The following is a 25769-nucleotide window of genomic DNA, read 5'->3' as shown; positions in this document are numbered from 1 at the left end:
AACAATCTCAAGGCTTCGATAGTAAAGCTGGTCGAGAATATATATTGAGCTTAGTGGTCTAGTATTTAAAAAATCACGATTAGCGATTGGGGATTAAGAATCAGAAGTATGTTCTAGAAAACCAGTCCCCAGTAACAGAGCGCTCCGCGACCAGTTACATTTTGTAAATAAACCTGCACCCACTTTCGCTAATTGGTAACAAAGTGTTGCGTTTACTCAAGCAAAAAGTGCTTATTTAGCGTTGTTTACATATTGAAACTATCTATTTAACTTGAGAGTCCATTGGAATTTGTACAATGCAGCTGTGACGTGGATCTTGTTGAGATTGAGCGTTTAACGATAATTCATGAGCATTTCGACTTCTGTGCTGAGTGATCTGCTAAAGTCCCTACCCTACTTGCGGCCCCAGCTATATTTTAAGGCTTCACTAACAGCGCTCTCCCACGCGATGGAAGATCAAGTTTTGGCTGTGACTTTAGCTCAACCCCTTGTAATTGCCAGTTTTCAGCGAGAGCGATTCTATCGCCAAGAAGCTCATCGCTACCAGCGACTTGCCTTGCGAAGTAATCAAATATACGTATTGTCGGCTCCAGAAACTGATTTTGCTAACAGTTCCGAACACTATGAAAAGGTAGCTTTTGAACCAGAGGATGGCTTAAGTCAAGAGTGGCATTTGGTTGTGATTGCTGACAGTTATGCAACTTGTTTGGTTTGCCGGGAAAACCTTGGTTCTATTGCTAAAAACAAGCAACAACCAGAGCAAAGCCCCAGTATGGATATGGATACAGCGCGAAGATTTGAGGGAATTTGGACATCAGAAAGGGGAGTTAGCCTCAAAGCTGCCGAATTGCTGTTAGAGAGAATTTTGGTCTACAGACCAGAACTGGCAAGCAAAATTGAGCAAGCACGTCAGAGGTTTGGCATTGGGCAAACGAGAACCTACTTTGGAACCGATACAATCAACGAATATGCATGTGACATTGACACAGATCCGTTTGTGCAGCGCTTAGTAACTTACTTGCAAGCTAGTCAGTACAAATTACACAAAGCCTACCGCTCAATTACTGCCCAAGCACGCAAAGAACGATTAGTCAACAGCATTAGTACTGCCATTCGGCGATCGCTCGATCCTCACGAAGTTCTTCAAGTAGCAGCGCAAGAATTAGGACAACATTTAAATGCATGTAGGTGTCTAATTTACCGCGCTCAAGCCACAGATAGCCAAGCGACCATTGAACATGAATCTTTAACTGCTGGTGTTTTATCTATTTGTGGACAAACCTGGGAGTTAGAAAAAAATTCCCTATTTCGGGAGATCGTGCAACAAGGCGAAGGTATTTATGTAAGCGATACACAAACTGACCCTCGCGTTACTAATTCGGCGGGACTTTCCTTGATTGCCAAAAAATTTGCGATTCGTTCTTGGTTGATGGAACCAGTATTTTATCAAGGGCGATTATTGGGCATTGTCGAGTTACACTACTGTCGAATGCCACCCCACGAGTGCCAACCTGGAGAATTGGATTTAGTCAAAGCGATCGCCACCCAAGTAGGAGCAGCTCTCATCCAAGCCGAAGCTTATGCCAACCTAGAAGAACTCAATCAGCAATTAGAAGCCCTAGACCGCACCCGCAGCAACCTGATAGCCATCACTGGACACGAACTGCGTACCCCCCTGTCTACGATTCAAGTGTGCTTAGAAAGTCTGGCTAGCGAGCCAGATATGCCTTTAGAATTGCAACAGGTGATGCTCAACACTGCTCTTGCTGACTCAGAACGGATGCGGAAACTGGTGCAAGATTTCCTCACACTTTCCAATTTGGAAAGCGGTCGTGTGGAATGGCATCCAGAATCCCTGACTTTACAAGAGTGTGTAGATTTAGCACTCAGCCGCATTCGCACCCGTTCCTCAACGGAAAAGCCGCCCCAAATCGAGACTCAAATTCCCCAAAACCTACCTTTAGTTAGAGCAGATGGTGATTGGCTGGTAGAAGTAATAGCAAAACTCATAGACAACGCTTGTAAATTTACGCCATCTCAAGGAGAAATCAGCATTAAAGCGATTTGCAACAGCCATCAAATGGTCGAGGTCACTGTGGCTGACACAGGACGTGGCATAGAACCAAATCGCTTAGAAGTCGTCTTTGACCGCTTCTATCAAGAAGAAGGAGCGCTGCGACGCACTACTAGTGGTACTGGACTGGGACTAGCAATTTGTCGTCAAATTGTCAATGGCTGGGGTGGGCAAATTTGGGCTAAGTCAGCCGGCAAAGACCAGGGTAGTCAGTTTCACTTCACCATCCCAATTGTTCAAAGTACCCAGGAGGAAAAGCGGACGAAAGTCAAAAGTAAATAGGGATAGGGAGATGACAGTTGATCCCTCCGGGGTGACGCTCCTGTGTCGCTAACGCCAGTCGCTCATGGGGGAGACACTCAAGACTGCGCTGGCTCACTGTTCACTGTTGACTGGTTAATAGGTTAATAAATGACAAATCATAAATGACTAAAAACTGTTACAGTCTATAACGCGATCGCAATATGATCCTAGTTACGGTGTTAGGATGCCCTAAAAACGTTGAGAGAACACTTATGGCAGAAACACTCTCTGGACAAACCCCCCGATATGGTGGCAACACTGGTGGCTTGCTTTCTAAAGCAGAAGTCGAAGAAAAGTACGCTATCACTTGGACTAGCCCGAAAGAGCAAGTATTTGAATTGCCTACAGGTGGTGCCGCCACTATGCTCAAAGGCGAAAACCTCTTGTACTTCGCCCGCAAAGAACAATGCATCGCTTTCGGTGGTCAGCTCCGGAAATTCAAGATTGCAGACTACAAAGTTTACCGAATTTATCCCAACGGAGAAACTATTTATATTCACCCAGCTGATGGTGTCTTCCCTGAAAAAGTAAATGAAGGTCGTGAGAAAGTGCGTTTTGTGCCACGTAGCATCGGGCAAAACCCCAGTCCAGCACAACTCAAGTTCAGTGGTAAAACTACTTACGATGCATAAGGATTAATTACTGGGTATTGGGGACTAGAGATTATGAAGAAGCAGGGAGCAGAGAGCGGGGAGCAGAGGGGAGGAGCTTCTCCCGTCTACCCTGCCCCTTCCCCTCTGCCTCCTTTCCTTGCCCAGTCTCCAATCCCTAGCCCCCAATCCCCAATCCCCTAGCTATTTATGGTATTACCCGATTTTTCTGAATTTTCTGTGCTAGCTGCACAAGGCAATTTCGTTCCGGTATATCAGGAATGGGTAGCAGACTTAGATACGCCAGTATCTGCTTGGTATAAAGTCTGTGCAGGTCAGCCCTATAGTTTTTTGTTGGAATCCATAGAAGGTGGAGAAAAACTCGGGCGCTATAGTTTAGTGGGTTGCGATCCGGTGTGGGTTTTGGAAGCAAGGGGTGATCGCACGACTCAAATCAACCGTGATGGCTCACAGGTAGTTTTTGCAGGGGACCCTTTTACAGCTTTAGCTCAATGTCTGGCACCTTATCACCCAGTAAAATTACCACAGTTGCCGCCAGGAATTGGCGGCTTATTTGGGTTTTGGGGCTATGAATTAATTCGCTGGATTGAGCCACGGGTACCAATTCATCCACCAGATAAGCGTAATATCCCTGATGGATTGTGGATGCAGGTAGACCACTTGTTGATTTTTGACCAGGTGAAGCGAAAAATTTGGGCGGTCGCCTATGCTGATTTACGCGACCCAAAAGTTGATTTCAAAGCAGCATATCAACAAGCAGGCGATCGCGTTACCCAAATGCTCGAAAAGCTATCTCTTCCCCTATCACCGCAAAAAACTAGGCTGGAATGGAAGCCACCAACAAGCAGAGGAGCAGAAGAGCAGGGGAGCAAGGGAGCAGAGGAGTATCAGAGTAACTTTACTCGTCCCGATTTTTGTGCCAGTGTCCAAAAGGCAAAAGAATATATCAAAGCTGGTGATATCTTCCAAGTAGTTATTTCCCAGCGATTATCAACAACATACACAGGCGATCCCTTTGCTCTTTACCGTTCTCTACGTCAGGTAAATCCTTCGCCTTACATGGCTTATTTTCACTTCCAAGATTGGCAAATCATCGGTTCCAGTCCAGAAGTGATGGTGAAAGCCGAAACCGATCCAAATGGTGGAGCGATCGCCACTCTACGTCCAATCGCAGGGACACGTCCACGGGGTAAAACCACCCAAGAAGATACAGCTCTTGCTGAGGATTTACTCCAAGATCCTAAAGAAATTGCCGAACATGTGATGCTTGTTGATTTAGGACGAAACGATTTAGGGCGTGTTTGCCAAAGTGGTAGCGTCAAAGTCGATGAATTAATGGTAGTTGAACGCTACTCCCACGTCATGCACATTGTCAGCAATGTTGTGGGTAAATTAGCACTTGATAAAACAGCATGGGATTTGCTCAAAGCCTGTTTTCCAGCGGGTACAGTCAGCGGCGCACCCAAGATTAGGGCAATGGAAATTATCCATGAGTTAGAGCCTAGTCGGCGGGGTGTTTATTCTGGTGTTTACGGATATTATGATTTTGAAGGACAATTAAATAGTGCTATAGCAATTCGCACAATGGTAGTGCATAATAACACAGTCAGCGTACAAGCTGGTGCAGGTTTGGTAGCTGATTCTGAACCAGAAAAAGAATATGAAGAGACGCTCAATAAAGCTAGAGGTTTATTAGAAGCAATTCGTTGTCTACGTTAAATTCGCCCATTTGTCCTGTCTGACAAAGTTGAGGCTTTATATTAAGACTTCTGTGGAAGCTGCCATGAATAATATATGTGCTGTAGTTGTACTACATGAAGCGGCTGAAGAATTGTCTAAGTTGGAAGTTTGAGTTGTCAAATGAGTAATGGAGGTATAGCAGAAGGCAGGAGGTAAAACTATTACCATTCCTAACATTCACGTTTTCAAAATGTCCTAAAGGGTATGACTATGGCTATTTTTATTAAAATCATCGAAGTCAAAATTTTGATTAAAAGCTTTTAATCATCGAGCATTTGGAGTATTAGGATTAGATTGCTCTGTTTTAAGAGCATATGAATTTTTTGATTGCCCAACAAAACCCAAAGTTACTCGTTTCATAATCCAATACAGTCCAATAAGTATCAAAAAAGTGATAACGATAATTACTAATGGCTGTTTTCCAAGAATTTCCTCAACACCTTTGGTAAGTACGGCATCGGGTTGAGTAATAAAATCCCAGCTGTTAAAACGCAAAAATCTTCCCCAGTAAACACCGACAGCGCAAAGAGCATGGGTAATCAACTCAAAGCGCCAAATCCATTGACTCTTACCAATACGATTTAAGTAGTAGCCCCAATTAATTAATGATATTACGTAAGCTTCAAATCCAGCAAAAATTACTAACAAATACACAGGAATTAGTACCAAAGTAATAATCCATACCGATTGAATCGTGCGAATATCATCTATTAAGTGAATCACATCAGTCAACAAATACGGTGCATTGGGTAAGAATGCATAGAATACTAAGAATCCCAGCCACCACAGCCAAGTACCACCACGCTTAATGCGAAATAGCCAAACACTTAAAGCTAAAGGTATAAAAGCCAGAAATAAATTCCAAGTCATCCAACTCATATTAATTCGTAAGACCTGTAGAACTCTGGCTATCAATTCTTCTTTCATAGGTGCTAACTTAGAAGACGTTTAATTGAACTAAATCTATCTTGTAGTATTAATGTTAACCTGAGTGATTGACTGATAAAATTTACGTAGTTCTCAAGAAAATTTATTTTTTCTAATGCCAGACAAGGTATTTTCTCAGTGAAAAGAAAATACACATTGATAAATGTCCCAAATCTAGATTTTTGTATTTTTCATCTTGAACAATCAAATTTATCAATCAATCAGCTTAAGCCACTAGTATAGCCAGAAAATCATTAGGGTAAAATCTACCAGAGAAAGGAAGTCTGACCAGTAAAACACTACAAAATAGTTTCTGGTGGACTTTTTGAATTGAAATATTACCCCATCCTGGCTATTATATAGATTTTATTCTGCCTTGCAAGAGTTCCAGAAGTACCTAAAAGTTTTGAGAATAGAAAAAGAGAAAAGGTTTTTGTTATTAAATATCTAACGCACTAGCACTCGACTGCGAGGCCCTACCACTTCGGCTGAAGAAGGTTTTGTACAGCTTTTGACAAAATCCTTTGAACAAGCAACTTCAACAAGGGTTGCAGGGTTGACAAGTATTTGATTGACTGGAGAATTGTCACTACTGAATTCCATATTAGATGTAGGAGATAGTGGTGGAGTAGACCTAGATGTCTGGGTTGTAGTCGTCGGCGAAGTTATTGCACTACCGCCATCAACGATTGGTGCAACATTTATGGTGTCACCACTATCAACGATTGGTGCAACATTTATGGTGTCACCACTATCAACGATTGGTGCAACGTTTATCGTGCTACCACCACTAACTACGGGTGCGGGAGTCGGTATGTTACCACCACCATTAACTATAGGTGTAGGAGTCAGTGTACTACCACCATCAACTACTGGTGTGGGAGTGACCAGAGTCGCATTTGCTGGTACTTTAATTGTCAGTCTTGCCAGGGGAGAGTTAGTCATTTCCAGAGATGTCACCTTTGGCGAACCTGGGAGATCGGATTTGAAATCGAAGACTGTAGGGGTTGCACCACCATTGCGCGCGCTATATCTGACTCCATATCCAGTGACTTCAAAAGTTCCCTGATACTGGCTTCCAGTATTTGGGTCAGTAACAGTACCAGTGTATAAGGCTTTTGTTAGATTAAATTCATCCTGAACTACTCCTTGAAATGTAGTTCCTGCTAATTTTCCCTGGTATTTATAAGCTGTCAACTCTCCGTCAAAGAGAAGGGGTGAGGTGAGAACGCCGTTGAAGGAGACAATTGGAATGCCTTTAAAGTCAACAAAATAGTGCAAACTACCATCATTACGTGTTTGTACTTGCACATAGTCTGACTTGTATATAGGAAGGTAATTAGGATTGTTTTTAGTACCTAAGTTCCGCGAGTAAGTCCCTGTGTCATCCGTATCAACACGAGTAATGCTTTGATTGAAATTGGGATTAGTGCTCGGAAGTTGAATAGTACCTGATAATGTCCCTGTACTTTGAATTGTGATTTGAGCCAAAGCACTTGTTCCACCCAAACCAATGATGACTGCGGCTAAACTACTGCTGCTAACAACTGCTGCTAACAACTGATAAAATTTTGAATTTTGAGATTTTGCGGAAAGTCTCAGTCGCGGCTTTTGCCAATCAGAACTTTCCAAGACGAATTTTTGAGTGTCGTCAAAACTTCTGGAGGTAGTGTGAGTTGATGGATGTAATCTCATAAAAAATTTGCTCCTTTAATCACCTGGAAAAATATACGCATAGGTTTTTCCTTACTTTCATTAAGGAATGGAGGTATTTAACTACTGAATTTTTCAGTAGTTAAAAAGCATATTTAAATACATCTACAACAGTATAAATTTAAAACCGGAAAGTTGCTCTTAATGTTCCAACGACTAAAGCATCGTTAGCAGCATTGTGATCAGGATTGAAAATGACGAATAAGCCTGGAGTCAGGGCAATATTGTCACTCAGTTGGGCGCGATAAAAAAGTTCTACATGAATTGATGTATCACTGCGTCCGCCTGCTGTCCCTCCATCGGAAAACTTGGGAAAATTAAATCCCTCAGGTAAAGTACTAGAAGTAATTTTTGGCGGTTGTCCTACAAGAAATCCCCCTAAATTTCCACGACTGAACAAATTGGGAAAAGCTGCGAACACCATCCAGTTAGTAGTTTCCACACTTCCAGAAAGATGGAATGGTTTAGAGCAAGTGAACCCACCCCAACCACCCAACTGCAAGTTAGGGTTAATTCGCCAAGCAACGGTAGCACCAATTGCTTGGGTATCGAAAGCTGTAGTCGGTGCAAAAGGTGAAATCAATTGAGCATCCCCGATACCAGTTCCTAGTAAGCTATCTGGAGAGTGGGAATAAAGATAATGCACACCGATATCAATGTCATTGGTAGGTGCAAAACTTAACTGAGTTCCAGCAGTAAATCTACCGCCAAATAATCCGCCTTGTTTACTATTGCTAGGAAAACTGGGAATTTCTGCACTGTAAACGCCTTGCAAACTAATGCGATCGCTAATCTGCCAGTCAAAACCTATACCACCAGTACCGTTACCAATGCCTAAAATCGGGTTACGCTGACCAAATAGAGAAATTGCACCGTCGCTAGAACCTTCTAATGGGCTAATACCGCGAAAGGTGTTGATGGGGTTGACTCCCGCCGTACCAATGACGATTCCCAACTTATTCGAGACCAGAAATCGATAAGATAAATCACTAATAACTAGATTGTTGTCTGTATTGGACTCGAACCCCAACCGCCCCATATTGGTATATACCAACGAGGCCGTAGAACCCAAATTACCAGCAGACAATCCTGTTAAGAGTAAATCTCGCCCGGTAAATGAAGTTCCTAAGGTTAGTTGAGCGCTACTTGTGAAACTCAGATTTGTTTTTCCTTGGCGTTCAGGTACTCCATCTCTAGGAAATAAATCCACATCGGTGCTATTAGTTCCTTGAATGCTGAAAACAGCTTGACCAAACAATCTGGTAGTTGTAGAAAACTGATTGTTTTGTAATTCACTTGTCCGGTTTTCCACAACCTCGACACGCTGCTGTAATTGTTGCAACTCTGCTTTGAATTCACCTTGCAACCTTTGCAGCAGGATTAAATCTTGATTATTAACAGTCTTGAGTTTATTGTTAGCGATCGCTTGGTTAATTTTCTTTAAGCAAGCATTTAAACCAGCCACAAATTCATAACGGCTAATAGTACGATTCCCCAAATAAGTACCATCAGCATATTCTTCAATGCAGCCATAGCGTTTTACCAAAGACTGCAAAGCACTAAAAGCCCAGTCAGAGGGTTGCACATCCTCAAGCTGAGATACTGAGGTAACTTGAGACATTGGGTTGTCTGAGTCTGGGGAATCAGAAGATTGGGAGAGGGGGAGATGGGGAACTCGGGGCCCCCACGTTAGCAAAGCGGGGCGAAGCTCAGTAGGGATTAGGGGAGATGGGGGGATGCGGGGGCGGGGATGGGGAGAATTTTTATCAACTTTCTCTGTTAGAAGTTGGGTATTTTTTGATTTCAGGAAATTAGAAGAACTTATAAATTGAATTTTTTTTCGAGTTTTTTTCAGTATATTTTGGTATTTATTTTTAATTGCTGTTGAGGTGATTATATCTGGTTGTACAAATTCAGGCGGTATAATTTCCGTACGCGGGATTACTTGAGATAAATTTTTCTGTGTTGATTGCTGTACCAAGTTATCTGACTCATTTACAGCCTGTTCTGGTACATTAAGTGCAGATATTGGTGCTGTTGCTAGCACACTTGCTATCAGTAGATTCATATCACTTCTGGTATTTCATTTGACTTGCACTAACATTTCTTTTGACAGATGAAGTTAGTGTGAATCAGGAATATTTTGAAAAAGGAGTGATAAAAGTTACTTTAGTTCCCAGGCGATTAGCGTGTTAGCGAATGATTGAGAAGTGGACAGCCTGACTTTTCACGTCATCTGAAAAAAGGGACAGGGTGTGGGGTTGCAGGTATTGGTAAAACTTGCATCATTTCCCCTACCCCCAATATCCTGCCCCTACCGATGCTATTGGCTTAAGGAACTTCCAGAAAATAAATTATCCAATTTCATGCCCATCAAAACGACTTTCTCTCCCTCTGCTCACTGCTCCCCTGCCCTCAAGGCGTTCGCGTAGCGTCCCGCAGGGATGGAATATTTTTTTAATGGAAGTCCCTAATGCCCCAGATAGAATTATTCAGGCTGGCTACAATACTTATTCATTTCATTGACTAAGGTATCTGACTGCTTACCAATGGTTTCAGCTTCTGTCAAAGCTGAGTCAATTTCGGTTCTCGCTTTTTGAACTGTCTCCCTGCCAGCCGCCGAGTCTTGGGCTGTTTTAGTTGCATTAAGTGCTTTACCTGACTTGGCGATCGCTTGACTGAGATTGTGGAAAATCTTGACAAAACTGCTTTGATATTCTTTCAACTTTAAGTCTGTTAAATTCAGTTCCTTAATCGATTTAGTAATAAATTCCAAATCTTTAGACAGTTGGATGCTGGTGATCACTTGTGTTGCTTTATTTTGATCAATCTGTGACGTTCCTTCATTGACAAGTCGAATCAGTCGCTGGCATTGAGAAACTTTATTTTCACTGCAACTAGTAATGAACAAAGCAATACTCAGGCTAATAGGAGCAAGAACAGTATATTTGTGTGAAATAGACATTAACACCCCAACAACAATAAAACCGAGAAGCTAGTATTCAATATTATGAGTTAAAGATAATAACTGAGTAGGGGGTAATGAATACAAAAGTCTATGTAATTCGTAATTAATAATACTCGCCTGGGTCTGAGAAGCAAACTATGTGTTTTTTGTGATTAGAATCAGTGGGGGGCTTAGCTGATACCCTGATTGTCGCCAAATTTACAGGCATTATCAACTAATTTTGTCAAAACCTCAATCAGTTCTTCTCCATCTACCTGGATAGACGGTAAGTTACGGGGCAATTATACGACAATTTTAAATAATTTTTGACGTAATTTGAGTCTGCTGAGGGCTAAATCGAGTTATTCTTGAAGGAATATTGGCTCAAGTTGCCAGCGCACTAACCCACCCCCTAAGCGAGAGAGGGTGATATCTGCCAAGTTAATAGAGATGCCAAATGTTTGGATAATGGTATGCACTACTCCTGACTAAGTATTTGCGATTTTGATTGGGTGCGATCGCTGGAATATTTAATATTTCCTTTTAACTACTTATTAAGCTCAGAGGTTTACCAAATAATCTCACTAGAACATGTTCATCAAAAAACATTATTGCCAATATAAAAGTTGGTATACATATAAATAAAAAATTATCTTGATACTTTTGAGTATTTTCAATTAAAATCTTTCTTTTTTAATTCACGTTGTGCTGCTGCTAAGATGAGGCGTTGTTCAGCGCGGTTGATCGCTTGATACGTTCGCTCGATTGCTTCAGGTTCTACGGAAATCGAAGTTATACCCCATTCCACTAACCGATCAATAATTTCCGGATACAGGGCTGGTGCTTGACCGCAGATTGAACAAGGTATGCCAGCATTTTTAGACATCTGAATGAGTTGAGCGATCGCACTCATAACTGCGGGATGACGTTCGTTAAATACTTTTGCTAGCTGTCCTTGTTCGCGATCTACTCCTAGCAATAACTGGGTTAGGTCATTTGTACCAATAGAAACTCCCGCTACACCTGCTTTGACGTATTCTGGTAATAGAAATAGTACGCTTGGCACTTCTGCCATCATCCACAATTCAAATTCTGCTACCTGCATTAAAAAAGCTTGTTCAACTTTGCGACGGCAAAAGACAAATTCTTCCACTGTGCGAACAAAAGGTAATAGCAGGCGGATATTACTGTAGCCTGATTGCTGTACATTTGCTAAAGCTTTCAGTTCCAACTCAAACACAGTCGGATTTTGTAGATAGCTAAAGGTGCCGCGTTCACCTAACATTGATTGTGGAGAAGATTGTAAACTATCACTCAATGACGGTAACTCGTGCGATCGCCAATCTAAAGAACGATAAAAAACTGGTCTTGGTGCAAAAGCCTGAGCAAACTGCATAATCTGCTCAGACCAACGCTCTAACAATTCTGCTTGACGCCCGCCTAAAATCCAACTCTTAGGATGCTGTCCATCTAATATATTTAGTGCCATCAATTCTGAGCGCAACAATCCTAATCCATCCACAGGCAAGTTTTTTACTTGTTCTATCAAGCTCGACTGACTCAAATTAACCAGCAGTTTAGTAGCAATCATAGGTAGATGGGGTGATGGCGTGGTGGGGTGGTGGGGTGGTGGGGTGGTGGAAGTAGTTTCGCTGATCTCCCCATCTTTCCATCTCCCCATCTCTCCATCTCTAGTTTCTCCTTTAATCCGATAAACTTCTCCTCTGTCGCCATCAAGTAACAGTCGTTCCCCAGTCTGGATTATGCTTGTAGCTGATGTTGCATTCACTACTGCTGCTATACCTAATTCTCTGGCAAGGATTGCAGCGTGGCTAGTTAATCCACCTTTTTCAGTGATAATACCAGCTAAATTTTGTAATAATGGCAACCAGTCCGGTGTAATTGTTGGTACTACCAAAATTACTCCTTTTGGGAGTTCTTCAGGTTTTTCCTGGGAATTAATCCTTACTAAGGCATTTGCCACAGTACGTCCTCTTGCCGCTGGGAGTCCCCTGATGAAGTGTGCGCGGGGAATTACAGATTGGGGAGTACTAACTTGTGTTAAATAGAGCTTGCCAGATGTACTTTGGCTAGCAATAGTCCATTTTATGGTAAACGTTTGACCTAGTTCGCTCACCAATAGAGTTCCCAGATCGATTATTTGCTGTAAGTATTCTTGTCGTAAAGCGTACTGTTTTTGTTGGGCTTCCTCAAGTACGTAAGTGATCAGACAAGTTTTCTCTAGTGTTAGCACTGAGTCTGCCAAAGGTTGGGAAATTCTAGGGGAAGCATCATCAACATCATAAGCCAGCATTTTATTGCCGAGCTCTTGCTCTAGGATTGCTCCAGTTTCGCTTTGAATATAGTAGACATCTGGCAATACTTCACCATGAGCGATCGCTATTCCTAATCCCCAAGTAGCTTCGATTTCCCATCCAGAGGAATTGGCTTTTAATAAGCCACTGGCGATCGCATTTTCCACAGGTTGCACTAAAACTGCAAGATTAATTTGTTGCAGGTTAATACCTGTATGCTGCCAATACAGTAAACTTCTAGCGCGAAATATTTGACTCCAGGTACGCTTTAATGCTGTGGCGATCGCTTCCTCTTGGCAGTGGCAAAATACTGACTCTAGTAAACCAGAAATATTTCTCGGAGTTGACGTAGCATTTGATACTATTAAACTTGGTCGAAATATCAAACAGCTAGTTTGCCATTCTCTTGCTGCTGTAAAAATTGTACTTACCCACTGCTGTGGCACAGTCGCAGTGAGAATTTCTTGGCGCAAACGCCCAGCTACTTGCTGAAGTTGACGCCAATTAGTTACATCTAGGTGTAATGAGGAATAAGGTAAGTCAGCAACTAATGACTCTGAACTGTTGAGATTTTCGAGAAATTGTCGCCAAACTTCTGCTGAAACGACAAAACCAGGCACCACCGGATAGCCATGTTGGATAATTCTGCTCAAGTTAAAAGCTTTGTCACCTACTTTGGTACGGTCTTGTAGTTTAATTTCGTCTAGCCAGTAGAGTTTTTCCACTCAATTTGTTAGTTGTCAGTTATGTATGTTATCACCACAGCCCTTCCTTATTTAAGAATGCAAACCTATATTTATTGACCAAAATAATATCTTATTAGAAAAAATCTTCACAGAGGTCTACAATCAGGTAATGCTTGGATTTACACCTAATTTTATTAATAATTCTGCATTCTTATTAAAAGCTATATTACCAATTAACTTTGTAAATATAATTATCCATACCAGAATTAACTTTGGCAAACACTTACTATCTTGCAACTAATGATTGGTTAAATGTTAGCTTCCGGCTATGTATCGCATTGATGATTGGCGGAATTATTGGCTGGGAACGCCAAATTAGGCACAAACCAGCTGGTTTAAGAACTCATATGCTGGTGAGTTTGGGTTCAGCCTTGTTTATCATCATACCTCTGCAAACAGGTGAGTTACAAACTAGTTCTGATGTACTCAGCCGTGTGATTCAAGGAATTGCAACTGGTGTAGGATTTCTGGGTGCTGGAGAAATTGTGCGTCAATCTTCCCAGCCATCACAGCAACAACTTGAAATTCATGGACTGACATCAGCAGCGGCTATTTGGGTTTCGGCTGGTTTAGGAATTGCTGCTGGTTGTGGTTTATGGCAGTTAGGATTAATTGGTAGTGTTCTGACTTTTTTAGTTCTCAAGGTTTTTAAAAGGTTAGAAAAACGTGATTAGTAATTAGTAACTGAAGTTTAAACTAAGTAGATAGCCATGATTAAATATAAGATGTTCTGTCATCCCGAGCGATGACAGAACATCTTATATTTATTTATCTCCATCAACTCAAAAGCAGGCGATCAATAATAAAAGAATGATATGTGTCGTTTGTATAAAATTTTTTCAAGCATAGTCTGCGGTTAATAAGCTGTTCCACATTTAACTTGCATAATTAGAGCGGGCAAGATGCTCACTCCACAAGAGTTACATAAATTTTAGATATGCAAACTAGATGTGGTTTAGCTTACAGATTTCCAAGACCTGTATAAGACAAAATAAACACCAACTTTCACTAACCACTATTCAATATCGCAAACATCATCTTGGTTAACAGTTAAAAAATCAACTGCATCAGTAATACATTTAACTAAAACCAATCATTTTAAAATATTTTTGATCTGAGCATAAAAAATTTTATATTAATACATGTCAATAAAAAGTGCTTTGCTTTTTTGTGAACTTATATCTACGATAGCTTTTTACGTAACTTTCCAATTGGAGACTCTATTAACTGATAAATTGTATAGGCTAATCCTAAAGAAATTAATAAAGCAATTCCTGCTTGGGTAACTCTATGCAATTTGGGTAGATACATCCATACACCGAAAAGCACAATGTAATGAACAAGATACAGAGAGTAAGAAAGTAGTCCAATAAAACGCACCCAATTTAAATTTATTATTGGAAATAATCCCCAATTTGAAAAGCGAATAGCAGTAAAAAAGACTGGGTATAAGCCAATTCCTTGTATCGTATAACGAAAAGTTTCTTGAAAATCTGATGAACGATAAAGTAATGAAAAAAGAATCAAGATTATTCCTGCGGGAAAAAAGAAATACTTCCAGAGTTTGTTAGAGTACTTTTGAGCATCTAGCATTGGATTGTTATAAACTGCTAATGCACAACCAAATAGAATACTATCTACCCGAGTATCTGTTGCATAAAGTACACGTGATGAAGGTACTCCAAAATCGAAAACTAGAATGTACCGCCAAACTAAAACAGCCAAACATAATCCTAAAATAGTCAGCAGTTGTTTGCCTGGATTGATACGCAGTTTACGCAGAGCTACATAAAGCAGTGGGAAAAAAAGATAAAAGTGTTCTTCGACAGCAAGAGACCAATATACCCCACTACCAGGAGCTATTCCTATACTATCAGTCAAGATACTGTAGTAGTTACCAAAGTGTAGAGCTTGAGATAAAAAGCCTAATAAATAAATTTTACCCCTGAGGAAGCCTAAGGCAGTTAAAGCAGTTCCGACAAATAAGACTAAATAAAATGAAGGCCAAATACGTAGTACTCGTCTGATATAAAACAGCTTAAAATCAAGAGTTTGATGGCGGTCATACTCTCTTCTAATCAGAGTTGTGATTAAGTAGCCACTGAGAAAGAAAAATATTGTTACACCGAATCCTCCAGGAATCACGTTTACTACTTTTGCATGGTTTAAAAAAACTAATAGGAAAGCAATAGTCCTGATCCCATCTAAGGATGATATATAAAATTTTTTATAGTCACTTGTACCCTGTGAAACTTGTCCATTAGTTTCTGGTAAAGGTATTGAGGATTTTTCTAACAATTTTACTCCTTCACATTGCAACCCAATAAACCAAAATTTTATGACATAAAAATGTCAGGTAATATCAAGCTTGGCTAATTACTTACAAAGGAGTTAGTCTTTTTCGCAGTTGGGTAAAAGGTAATTGCCAATAAGTGAACAGTTATGTTTTTCTTCCCCATTACCGATTACCCATTACTCATTACCGACCCTCACAAATATCATAAGTATTCAACCGGGTATGATATAAGTTATTTGAATTACTGTATTTTTATAAGTATTTTGAGTTTTTGTCAATTTTTCTTCTATAAGAGAATTAAAAAATTTTTCTTATAGAGAAACTTTCGCTATATTCAAAGTATTTAATAACCCAGAATTTTCATTAAAAAAAGTTTTAGTTAGTATATAATTCCTGGGATAAAACTATCTTTATTCAATACAAGAATTTTAAATATAAGTTCTCAAACATAATTATTAAAAATCTTGCATTATTTCTCCTGATTTTACAAAAACAATTTGTGAAGATTTTAGCCATTGGGAATCAAAAGAACCCAAATGAGTAGTAGTAATCAGGGTTTGAAAGCGGTCTTGAATAGCATCAAGCAATTGATTTTGGCGAGATAAATCTAGTTCAGCCAGAACATCATCAAGTAATAGCAATGGTGGCTCTTTAACGACTTCTTCAATTAATTGTAATTCTGCTAATTTTAAGGCTAAAACTAGCGTTCGTTGTTGGCCTTGAGAACCGTATTGACGAGCAGGTGTCTGGTTAATGGTTAATTCAACTTCATCGCGATGGGGACCCACAAGGGTAGTACCTTGGTGCAGTTCGGCTATAGTTCGCTGTTGAATTTTTGCTAAAAAAGCTTGCTGGACTTGTTCTGGTTGGTTATCTTCTAAAGGAATATTAGGCAGGTACTTAATTTGCAGAATTTCTGTACTACCGCTGATGCTAGTGTGCCAAGCAGTAGCGATGGAAGCTAATCGCTGGATGGCGCGATCGCGGCGTCTAATTACCCGTGTACCTGTGGTAGCTAACTGTGCATCCCATATAGCCAGTTCTGAAGAGTTAACGCCCAAGGCTGAGTCTTGAGTTTTTTTTAAAAAGGCATTGCGCTGGCGTAATACATGGTTATACTGCTGCAAAATGTGAGCATAAACAGGTTCGAGTTGAATTAAGAGTGTATCTAACCAGTTGCGGCGACCTTCAGGGCCTCCGCGCACGAGTTCTAAATCCAGGCTAGAAAATTGGACTGCATTGAGAACGCCAAGAAAATCTATTTGACGACGTATAGACTCACCATTAAGAGCAACGCTACGACGACCATTGCGGCGGAGGGTTAAAGTTAAATCACTTATACCTGTTTGTCGCTCAAGAGTAGCATTAATCTGGGCTATATCTTCCCCTTCTTGAACTAAATCGCGATCGCGTGCCATCCGGTGCGATCGCAATGTTGCCAACAACTCCACCGCCTCTAACAAATTCGACTTTCCTTGAGCGTTATTACCTACCAAAATTGTTTTGGCAGCAGTAAACTCAACCTTTTGTTCTTGATAATTGCGAAATTGCCGGAGGTGTAATGTTTTTAGGTACATAGTAAGAAAGTGGGGATTAGGGAAAGATGAGGCAGTGGGGGGAGATGAAAAAGCAAGTAAATAATTATTATTCTTCCTCATCCCCCGGTTGGTGAGCGTACCCCTGCTCTTAAGCAAGGCTGGGCGTAGCGTCTCCTAGAGAAGTCGAACCACATCTCCTCATCTGACTGATCCCTGATTCCCTAATTCAAACGGCTTTCTTACCCACAACGCGTAAGAATATCTTCTCTAATTCAATCCAGACAAACATTAAGGCACTGAAGCCAATACAAACTCCCAATTCTTGCATAGTCAGGTAGTGAGTACCAAAGAACTCTCGCAGAGGTTCGACGTAAACTAGTAGCAACTGTAAAATTGTGGTCACAACAACAGCAGCTAGTACAAATATATTAGAAAATGGATTGATTTCGATGGTCAGTTGGTTGTTGGAGCGAATAGCGATCGCGTGACCCATTTGGGCGATACACAAGGTAGTAAATACCATCGTTTTCCAAGCATCAGGATTTCCCTGATAGCCACGGGCATGGGTATGTTGATAAGCCCACCACATCAAGGCAATGGTAATAATCGCAAAGATGATGCCAATGCGAATCATATAAGAACCCAATCCCCTAGCAAAAATACTTTCGCGGGGACTAAAAGGCGGACGTTGCATTACATCCGGTTCCGGAGGTTCTACAGCTAATGCTAAAGCTGGTAAACCGTCTGTTACCAAATTCATCCAAAGAATTTGCAAAGGAGTAAGCGGAACGCCTCCCAAACCGATTAAGGGCGCAGCTGCAATAGTCAAAACTTCCCCAATATTACTACCCAGAATGTATTTAATAAAGCGGCGAATATTGGTATAAACAACTCTACCTTCTTTGGTGGCGCTGACGATGGTGGCGAAGTTGTCATCAAGTAACACCATGTCACTAGCTTCTTTACTCACATCGGTGCCAGTAATACCCATTGCAATGCCGATATCAGCTTGCTTGAGGGCTGGGGCATCGTTGACGCCATCACCTGTCATCGCGACAAATCTACCCCGACGTTGCAGTGCTTGGACAATTCGCAGTTTATGTTCTGGGGCAACCCTAGCATAGATACTCACCAAATCAACGTTTTGCTCTAGTTCCTGGTCGCTCATCCGCTGCAATTCTTGACCTGTGAGCAGTCGGTCATTTTCTTGGGCAATTCCCAAATCAGTGGCGATCGCTCGTGCTGTTAACTGGTGGTCACCAGTAATCATGACTGGGCGAATTCCTGCTTCCCGACACTCTTGCACAGCCGTCCTGACTTCTGGGCGTGGTGCATCCAGCATTCCGACTAATCCCAGCCAGACCAAATTTTGTTCGGATGTCTCGTCTGACCCTTCTGGTGGAATTTCAGAGAGGGGTTTATAGGCAAAACCTAGCACCCGCAGACCTTTACTCGCCATCTGGTCATTTTCTCTTAAAATTTTCTGACGTTGTTCTTCGGTTAACCCCGTTGAGCGATCACCCAAATAAATCTGAGTGGAACGTCCTAAAATTAATTCTGGCGAACCTTTGGTAAACATTAAGTAAGGTTCAGATTGTAAAAAATTAGCGATCGCTGGGTCAACGGCATTCAAAGACGTTTCACCTGTGGCGACTGACTGCACTTGAGAAATCACGCTCATCCGCTTACGTTCCGAGGAGAAGGGAAACTCCCCAACGCGGGATAACTTACTATTCCACTGATCTTTTTCGATTCCTGCTTTACCTGCCAGGGTAATTAATGCCCCTTCTGTGGGATCTCCTAAAATCGCCCATTCACCTTTTTCTTTTTGCAGTACCGAATCGTTACAAACGGCACAGGCGACTGACAAAGCGGAGATTTCTGGCGACTCTTCTAGGAAAACTTTTTCACCATTTAAGAGAAAATCTCCGGTGGGGGCATAACCTTCTCCAGTGACACGAAAAGTTTTGTCATTGGTAAAAAGCGATTGCACCACCATTTTATTTTGAGTCAGCGTGCCGGTTTTATCAGAACAGATGGTGGTTACAGAACCTAATGTTTCTACTGCTGGCAGTTTGCGAATCAAGGCATTCTGGCGCACCATTCGCTGAGTTCCCAGTGCCAAGGTAACAGTAATTACCGCAGGTAAACCTTCTGGAACCACAGCAACCGCCATACTTAAGGAAACTTCCAAAAGTTCTTTGATATTGCTAAAACCTTTAGCCTGGATGACACCACCGATAACAACGATCGCTACCAGAATTAAAGAACCCGAAACTAAGACATTGCCTAGTTGAGTCATTCGCTGTTGTAAAGGCGTAGGTTCGCTTTCCACCGACTGCAACATGGCAGCAATTTTGCCTAATTCTGTTGTCATGCCAGTATTGGTTACCAGAACCTTCCCGCGTCCTTGGACAACTTCGGTTCCTTGGAATACCAAATTGATGCGATCGCCTAAATCTGTTTCTGCTGGTAAATTTAGTGTTGCTTGTTTGTTGGCAGCTTCAGCTTCTCCAGTCAGTGCCGATTCTCGCACTTGTAAATTCGACTGTTCGATCAACCGTCCATCTGCGGCTATCTGCATCCCAGCTTCCAGCAGCATCATATCTCCTGGGACTAGTTCCTTAGCTGCTACTTCCACCAGCCTAGCGTCGCGCATGACTCGCACTAAAGGAGAAGTGAGTTTTTTTAAGGCTGCTAGGGCTTTTTCGGCACGGCTTTCTTGGACGTAGCCGAGTATGCCATTGAGGATAACAATTGCTAAAATAGCGATGGTATCTTTGAATGGCACTTCACCTGGCTTCAAACTGCCCGTTCGCCAAGCCCATAGGTCTAAAAACCCAGAAATTAGAGCTACACCAATCAGCATCAACAACATAATGTTGCTGAACTGATCGAGCAGAATTTGCCAAGCACTACGACCAGCATTTTCTTTGAGTTCGTTGGGGCCGTATTTCTGCAACCTTTGTTGAATATCTTCGGATGTTAAGCCACTGTCTGCGTTACTATCAAGCAGGTCTAGCGCTTTATCAACATCTAAACTATGCCAAACAGCGGCATCTTCAGGCAGAGAATTAGCAGACATCGTGTAAGTCACAGGAAATGGTTACAAAATTCGATCATAATCATAATTTAGTGATAACTGGAAAACCATCTCCTAAAGTTACATTAAGCTAATACTCAACTTTTTTAACTCATTCCATTCCGGAAAAAGGATATACAGCAGTTTTCGTTTACACGAAGTACAAAGTCACAGGTTTTGAGGCAGTTCTTGCTGGAGGCAGCTATGCTGAAGGGATAAAGAATAATTAGAGTTTTGAATTCTCAGTTTTGTACCTCATAAACCTGCAATACGCTGTAATTTCAGCTTGACTGTTGACGGTTAAGGGTTAACACTCAACACTTAACCCCATGTATTGGATTGCAAATTTCTCTTCTATTAACATATATGTGTTATTTCTTATGAAAGAGTTTTTGGTAACACATTGTACTGAATAATAGTGAGTAATAGAAATCTGAAGTTAGGTTACAGAAGATATGCCACAATTATTTTTAGGCTGCTGTTGCTTAAACTTGCATCCAGTTATTAGCCAGGATGCATGGCATCATCGCATTTCTTGATTTGGAATTAGGTCAAGTTGCCAGCCGGGTTGCCGTTTGTAGCAAACTTTTCCAGACGAATTGGGAACTGCTTAAACGTGCTGAACCATTTAATAAATATTTAATATGAGTTTTGTACTCCCCACTTTGACTGCTAGCCAGATGTTTGGGCAAAAGATAATTCGACCGCTTACTGCTGCTACCCTCTGCGGTATTGCTTTCATTAAAGATAGACTGATTGCCATTGACAGTCTAAAAGGGCATCTACTGGAAATCGATCCCACCTCTGACAACAGCAAAATTCTCAATCCCCATCAAGTTAAGGAATTTTGCGATGTCACTGGTTTAGCGATTTGGGAAGATACTCTGTGGGTGAGTCGCGATCGCAGTGTTTATTTGTGCAAGCTGAATGCCTTGGGTCTGGAACATTTCGTAACATTGCCTTATGCTGCCGATGGGGTCGCTGTTTGGGAAACAACAGTCTACATTAGCTGTCAAAGGTTAGGCTATATTCTGATTTTTGACCGGGAAACCCGAAAAGAAATTACCAGATTTTCTGCCCCTGGAGTAGGAGTAGAAAATTTGGCAGTTAGTGAGGAAATATTGTGGATTTGTGATCGCACAGAACAAACAGTTTACGCAATGGACAGGGCAACTGGAGAACTTCAATTCAGTGTTCTGACTCCGTTTGAATCGCCTACGGGTATAGCAATCCATCTTGATGGCGATACAGGAAAACAAAGTCTGTATGTCGCCTACGCCTCTGAGGAGCCTTATATCCGCGATAACCCAAATGCTGACCCAAATCATGAGCTAACCTACCGCGATCGCACTTTTATTCATCCCCTGTATTATCATTACGAGCCAGATAAGCGCTACGCCCTCTCTAATGGCTATCTCATCGAAATGTCCTATGCTGAAGAAATAGCTCCCTTAGATGAAGTTTATTTACCAAACGTAGAATGGCGCATTGCTTTACCATCTCAAACCGAGCGTCAAAAAGTAAAACATGTTGAACCCATTGGTATACCCTTCACCGAAGAAGTGGTAGATGGGCAACGTGTAGCAGTATTTAAATTTGATGCTCTCACCCCAGGAGAACGTCATGTATTTGGCTGGAAAGCACTTCTAGAAGTTAGGGGAATTAAGTATCGCATCACACCCAAAGATGTGGAAAATATACCTGAACTTTCACCAGAATTGCAAACCCGCTATCTAGTGGACGATGACGACTTAGCAATGGATACTACCATTGTCCGCCGTGCTGCCAGAGAAGCAATTGGTTCTGAAACCAATGTGCTACGGAAAATGTACAATATCCGTAATTATGTTTATGATGAGTTATCTTATGGTATTAAACCCTACATAGATCCACCTGATATAGTTTTAGAACGCGGTGTTGGTTCCTGTGGTGAGTATGTTGGTGTTTTACTCGCTCTATGCCGCTTGAATGGTATTCCTTGTCGCACAGTTGGTAGGTATAAATGTCCTCCCAATGCCGAACACCAAGGTGTACCATTACAGCCTGACTTTAATCATGTTTGGCTAGAGTTCTACGTACCGAATTTTGGCTGGTTGCCAATGGAATCGAATCCTGATGATGTGGGTCACGGTGGGCCATATCCTACACGCTTTTTTATGGGCTTGTGCTGGTATCACATTGAAATTGGTAAGGGTATCTCCTTTGAAACTTTGACCAGTCAAGGTGCGCGGTTAACTAAAGAAGATATTCCCATTGGAGATCTGGCGATTAATCATATTCGATTTACAATTCTTAAAGAATTGCCACCTTTTTGAATTAGGGCATTGGGTATAGGTCATGGGGAGTGTAGCAGGGGGCAATACGATTTGATTAATGGGGAAAAGCGTAAGTGAGAAAAGTTTGAATTCAACCTTTACCCTTTTCCCTTACAGTTTTAATTTTTAATTCTCCGAAGGGGTTGATAGCAGTTGTTCATAGGGAAAACGCCTGTCGGGAGTACTCCCTCTACTTGGGGAGATCCCAACACTCGGAATTAACTTATATCAAAACTCAAGTAACTCAGAAATAAGGCTGATTATGTCTGGGTGTTATAAAAAATCTATTAGCTGATGGTCAAATAAACGAATAGCCTTAGTTTCAGGTCTTATCCTCCTTAAACTTCAAGATTTACCCACTCATATCTTCCAACCTTTTTTGTAAGGCTTGCTTGGGGAAATCTAAGTTTTAGGCTTCGGTGCGTAAGTTTTAAATACACACGGTAGTATAGAGAATTTGTCAATGCTTAGAAAAGAGTTTTTATTATAAATTTATTTTATCAGCATAAGTTCAGTAAAAAAGTTAACTGACTTTTCATATTTGGGAACAATAAACCTATTAAAGCTCAGATTAATCGAACTGGATTGCTAAACAATATCCGAGACATTTTACCTGCTTATATTCCATTGTTTAGCCAATTTATAGAAGACATAACTCCGGATTTCACTACAATTCGCTCTCCAAATCACCAGCAGGTAAAATGGCTGTTAGTTTGTCTGGATGAAATGTCAGATAATCAACAAATCAAGACTGTTAATCATTTACTCATTAATGTTTCCAATAATATAGCAACCAATCATTCATTAATGATTGATTGGTTGCAAAATAATTATAGAAATGGTGAAAATTGGTATAAACTTTCAGATCCAGCAAGACAAAGACTTCGAGAGTGGATTGGAGCTATCAATTATACTGATTTCCAAAAGTTAGTAAATATCATATTGAACAAGCTTGATTTGCAAGACTTCGAGTCAAATCGACTATGTAGACGTAGAGATTTTTGGACTGATTATAGTAACCGCTTTGAAAGGCTTCGCATCTTGTTACCTAAAACATTACAAATTACCATTGGGTATCAAATCCAAGGTGATGTTGATCTGTTAGAGGATGATGGTAGCGACCCGACAGAGGTTTGTATATTCGATTTTGGTGAGTGGTTTGTAGTCGAATTCTTTCGTGGAAGAGGTAGTGAGACGCGTCTATTTCCGAAAAACTCCAGAAATGAGCAAATCCTTTTTGGTGAATCCACTCTTTCAGTCAAGCAGATTCGTTGTCTGGATGCCGATAAGCACGATCATGAATTTCTTTGGCAGATATTTTCCCGCATCTGGCTTGCAAATAATGGAATTTTGCCTAATCTAAATACCCAGCCTTCCAGAAACCCTACAATATATTAATTACAAGACCGAGAACACAGGCTTGAGTTGTGGAAAAGAGAAATTGAACGTCTAGAACGAGAAGCTAGAGCCTACTGTAACAGCAGTCCATTGCGATCACACTCAGCTAAATGTTAAGACTTTTGATGTATTGACTTATACGAAAATTACCCCACCTCCACAACCAGCGTACACATTCAACCTCCTTCAAAATGCACCATAACCACGTTAAGCTGGATTTAAAGTGGCAATTTATTGCGCTCTTGAAATAAGAAAATCTCTGTTACTGTCAAATTTTAATTTTTCTGCTTGAGAAACTTGGAATGCTAGACCAAATTTTTGATTACCTCCACTTTCATTTGAGCGTCGAAGCCCCGATAGTCCTGCTGATCTTAGTGTTTTTAGAGGCGGTGTTATCTGCTGACAATGCCATCGCCCTGGCTGCTATCGCCCAAGGGTTAGAAGACAAAGAACTTGAGCGTAAAGCTTTAAACTTTGGTTTAGTTGTTGCTTATGTACTGCGAATCAGCCTTATTCTTACCGCCACTTGGGTACAAAAATTCTGGCAATTTGAATTATTGGGCGCTGCTTACCTGCTATGGTTAGTATTCCAACACTTTAGCTCACAAGAAGCCAGCGACGATCGCCATCACGGGCCGCGTTTTAACTCTTTGTGGCAAGCTATACCCGTGATTGCATTTACAGATTTAGCATTTTCATTGGATAGCGTAACAACTGCGATCGCTGTTTCTCAAGAAAGGTGGTTAGTGCTGACAGGTGCAACAATTGGTATTATTACGCTGCGATTCATGGCAGGATTGTTTATCCGTTGGCTAGACGAATATGAAAATCTAGCAGATGCAGGCTATATAACTGTTGCTTTAGTAGGCTTGCGACTGTTCTTAAAAGTAGTTAACGATAGTTTAGTCCCACCAGAATGGGTAATGATTACAGCCATCTTCCTAATTTTAGGCTGGGGATTTTCTAAGCGTGTTGAGACCGAATTACCCCAAGTAGAACCAGAAAAGACTGAAGTACCCAAATAAGGAACTTCCAAATAAAAAAATATCCCATCCCTGCGGGACGCTACGCGAACGCTTTTAGGGCAAGGGGTAGGGAGCAGGGGGAGAGAAAGTCGTTTTGATAGGGGTGAAATTGAATAATTTATTTCTTGGAAGTCGCTAAGAAGAGGGGATCGGGGGATGGGGAGATGAGGAAATAACGGTGATGAAGCGAATAAAGAAGAGAAGATTAATTATAAAGAACTTCGTTATCTTCTCGTAGTCTCTACTCCCTTATCTACCTATCTCCTCATTCCCTACTTTGCTACTCGTGCAACCAGGGTGTTAAATGCGGTTGCCAATTAACTAATTCTTCATCCTTAAACCACAAAGCTATTTCTCGTTGGGCGGTTTCTTGAGCATCGGAACCGTGGATCAGGTTGCGACCAATATTTATGCCAAAATCGCCGCGAATTGTTCCTGGTTCGGCTGATAAGGGGTTTGTCGCACCAATGATTTTTCTTGCACCCGCAACGACACCATCTCCTTCCCATACCATCGCCACTACAGGCGCAGAAGTAATAAATTCCACTAAGCCACCAAAAAATGGACGTTCTCGGTGGACATCATAGTGTTGTTCAGCTAATTCCCGACTGACTTTCAGAAACTTCAAACCAACTAAGGTAAAACCCTTAGTTTCAAAGCGACGAACAATTTCACCTACTAATTTGCGCTGTACACCATCAGGTTTAATTGCTAAAAATGTGCGTTCCAAAGCTATCTC

General features: G+C 41.3%; 16 protein-coding genes. 7 read left to right on the top strand and 9 right to left on the bottom strand.

The window, feature by feature from the left end; all coding sequences use genetic code 11:
* Positions 1-346: 346 nt before the first annotated feature.
* The 3 genes from FCR06_RS04715 to trpE all read left to right on the top strand — a co-directional run bounded on the left by FCR06_RS04715 (position 347) and on the right by trpE (position 4707).
* The gene (locus FCR06_RS04715) at positions 347-2356 is read left to right on the top strand and encodes a DICT sensory domain-containing protein (protein ID WP_138497685.1); all 2010 of its coding nucleotides are present in this window, start codon (positions 347-349) and stop codon (positions 2354-2356) included.
* Positions 2357-2589: 233 nt separating this feature from the next.
* Positions 2590-3009, top strand: a complete 420-nt coding sequence (locus FCR06_RS04710) for a photosystem I reaction center subunit II PsaD (protein WP_138497684.1) — start codon at positions 2590-2592, stop codon at positions 3007-3009.
* Positions 3010-3177: 168 nt separating this feature from the next.
* The gene (gene trpE / locus FCR06_RS04705; protein WP_138497683.1) at positions 3178-4707 is read left to right on the top strand and encodes an anthranilate synthase component I; all 1530 of its coding nucleotides are present in this window, start codon (positions 3178-3180) and stop codon (positions 4705-4707) included.
* A gap of 285 nt (positions 4708-4992) precedes the next feature.
* Here the strand turns inward: trpE and FCR06_RS04700 are convergent, their stop codons facing one another.
* From FCR06_RS04700 to FCR06_RS04675, 5 genes are all read right to left on the bottom strand, one after another.
* Entirely contained in the window at positions 4993-5655 is a 663-nt protein-coding gene (locus FCR06_RS04700) for a DUF1361 domain-containing protein (protein ID WP_138497682.1), read from the bottom strand.
* Between the two features lie 447 nt (positions 5656-6102).
* Positions 6103-7350: a hypothetical protein gene (locus FCR06_RS04695; RefSeq protein ID WP_223280037.1), complete on the bottom strand. Its 1248-nt coding sequence runs from the start codon at positions 7348-7350 to the stop codon at positions 6103-6105.
* A 139-nt stretch (positions 7351-7489) separates the two neighbouring features.
* Positions 7490-9436 (bottom strand): iron uptake porin, encoded by a 1947-nt coding sequence (locus tag FCR06_RS04690; RefSeq protein ID WP_138497681.1) that lies wholly within the window; start codon positions 9434-9436, stop codon positions 7490-7492.
* 420 nt (positions 9437-9856) lie between these two features.
* Positions 9857-10333, bottom strand: coding sequence for a hypothetical protein (locus FCR06_RS04685; RefSeq protein ID WP_138497680.1), 477 nt, complete (start codon positions 10331-10333; stop codon positions 9857-9859).
* Positions 10334-10988: 655 nt separating this feature from the next.
* Positions 10989-13355: a putative PEP-binding protein gene (locus FCR06_RS04675; RefSeq protein ID WP_138497679.1), complete on the bottom strand. Its 2367-nt coding sequence runs from the start codon at positions 13353-13355 to the stop codon at positions 10989-10991.
* Positions 13356-13588: 233 nt separating this feature from the next.
* Between FCR06_RS04675 and FCR06_RS04670 the strand changes: the two genes are divergently transcribed.
* Positions 13589-14050: an MgtC/SapB family protein gene (locus tag FCR06_RS04670; protein ID WP_138497678.1), complete on the top strand. Its 462-nt coding sequence runs from the start codon at positions 13589-13591 to the stop codon at positions 14048-14050.
* A 508-nt stretch (positions 14051-14558) separates the two neighbouring features.
* On the opposite strand, the gene FCR06_RS04665 is transcribed toward FCR06_RS04670, so the two are convergent.
* From FCR06_RS04665 to FCR06_RS04655, 3 genes are all read right to left on the bottom strand, one after another.
* Positions 14559-15674: an acyltransferase family protein gene (locus tag FCR06_RS04665; RefSeq protein WP_189523322.1), complete on the bottom strand. Its 1116-nt coding sequence runs from the start codon at positions 15672-15674 to the stop codon at positions 14559-14561.
* Positions 15675-16127: 453 nt separating this feature from the next.
* Positions 16128-17249: a DNA replication/repair protein RecF gene (recF, locus tag FCR06_RS04660; protein WP_138497676.1), complete on the bottom strand. Its 1122-nt coding sequence runs from the start codon at positions 17247-17249 to the stop codon at positions 16128-16130.
* 187 nt (positions 17250-17436) lie between these two features.
* Positions 17437-20295 (bottom strand): cation-translocating P-type ATPase, encoded by a 2859-nt coding sequence (locus FCR06_RS04655; protein ID WP_138497855.1) that lies wholly within the window; start codon positions 20293-20295, stop codon positions 17437-17439.
* A gap of 641 nt (positions 20296-20936) precedes the next feature.
* On the opposite strand from FCR06_RS04655, the gene FCR06_RS04650 reads away from it, so the two are divergent.
* The 3 genes from FCR06_RS04650 to FCR06_RS04640 all read left to right on the top strand — a co-directional run bounded on the left by FCR06_RS04650 (position 20937) and on the right by FCR06_RS04640 (position 25030).
* Complete coding sequence (locus tag FCR06_RS04650; RefSeq protein WP_138497675.1) at positions 20937-22607, top strand: transglutaminase-like domain-containing protein; 1671 nt, start codon at positions 20937-20939, stop codon at positions 22605-22607.
* 585 nt (positions 22608-23192) lie between these two features.
* Entirely contained in the window at positions 23193-24005 is an 813-nt protein-coding gene (locus tag FCR06_RS04645) for an EH signature domain-containing protein (protein ID WP_223280036.1), read from the top strand.
* Between the two features lie 302 nt (positions 24006-24307).
* On the top strand, positions 24308-25030 hold the full coding sequence (locus tag FCR06_RS04640; protein WP_138497674.1) for a TerC family protein: 723 nt from the start codon (positions 24308-24310) through the stop codon (positions 25028-25030).
* A 280-nt stretch (positions 25031-25310) separates the two neighbouring features.
* Here FCR06_RS04640 and ndk read toward each other — a convergent pair whose 3' ends face one another.
* Positions 25311-25760 (bottom strand): nucleoside-diphosphate kinase, encoded by a 450-nt coding sequence (gene ndk / locus FCR06_RS04635; protein WP_138497673.1) that lies wholly within the window; start codon positions 25758-25760, stop codon positions 25311-25313.
* Positions 25761-25769 lie beyond the last annotated feature (9 nt).

The organism is Nostoc sp. PA-18-2419, from assembly GCF_005869855.1.
Classification (GTDB): Bacteria; Cyanobacteriota; Cyanobacteriia; order Cyanobacteriales; family Nostocaceae; genus Nostoc.
The sequence above is the reverse complement of the archived record's forward strand: the minus strand, read 5'-3'. Positions and strand labels throughout refer to the sequence as shown.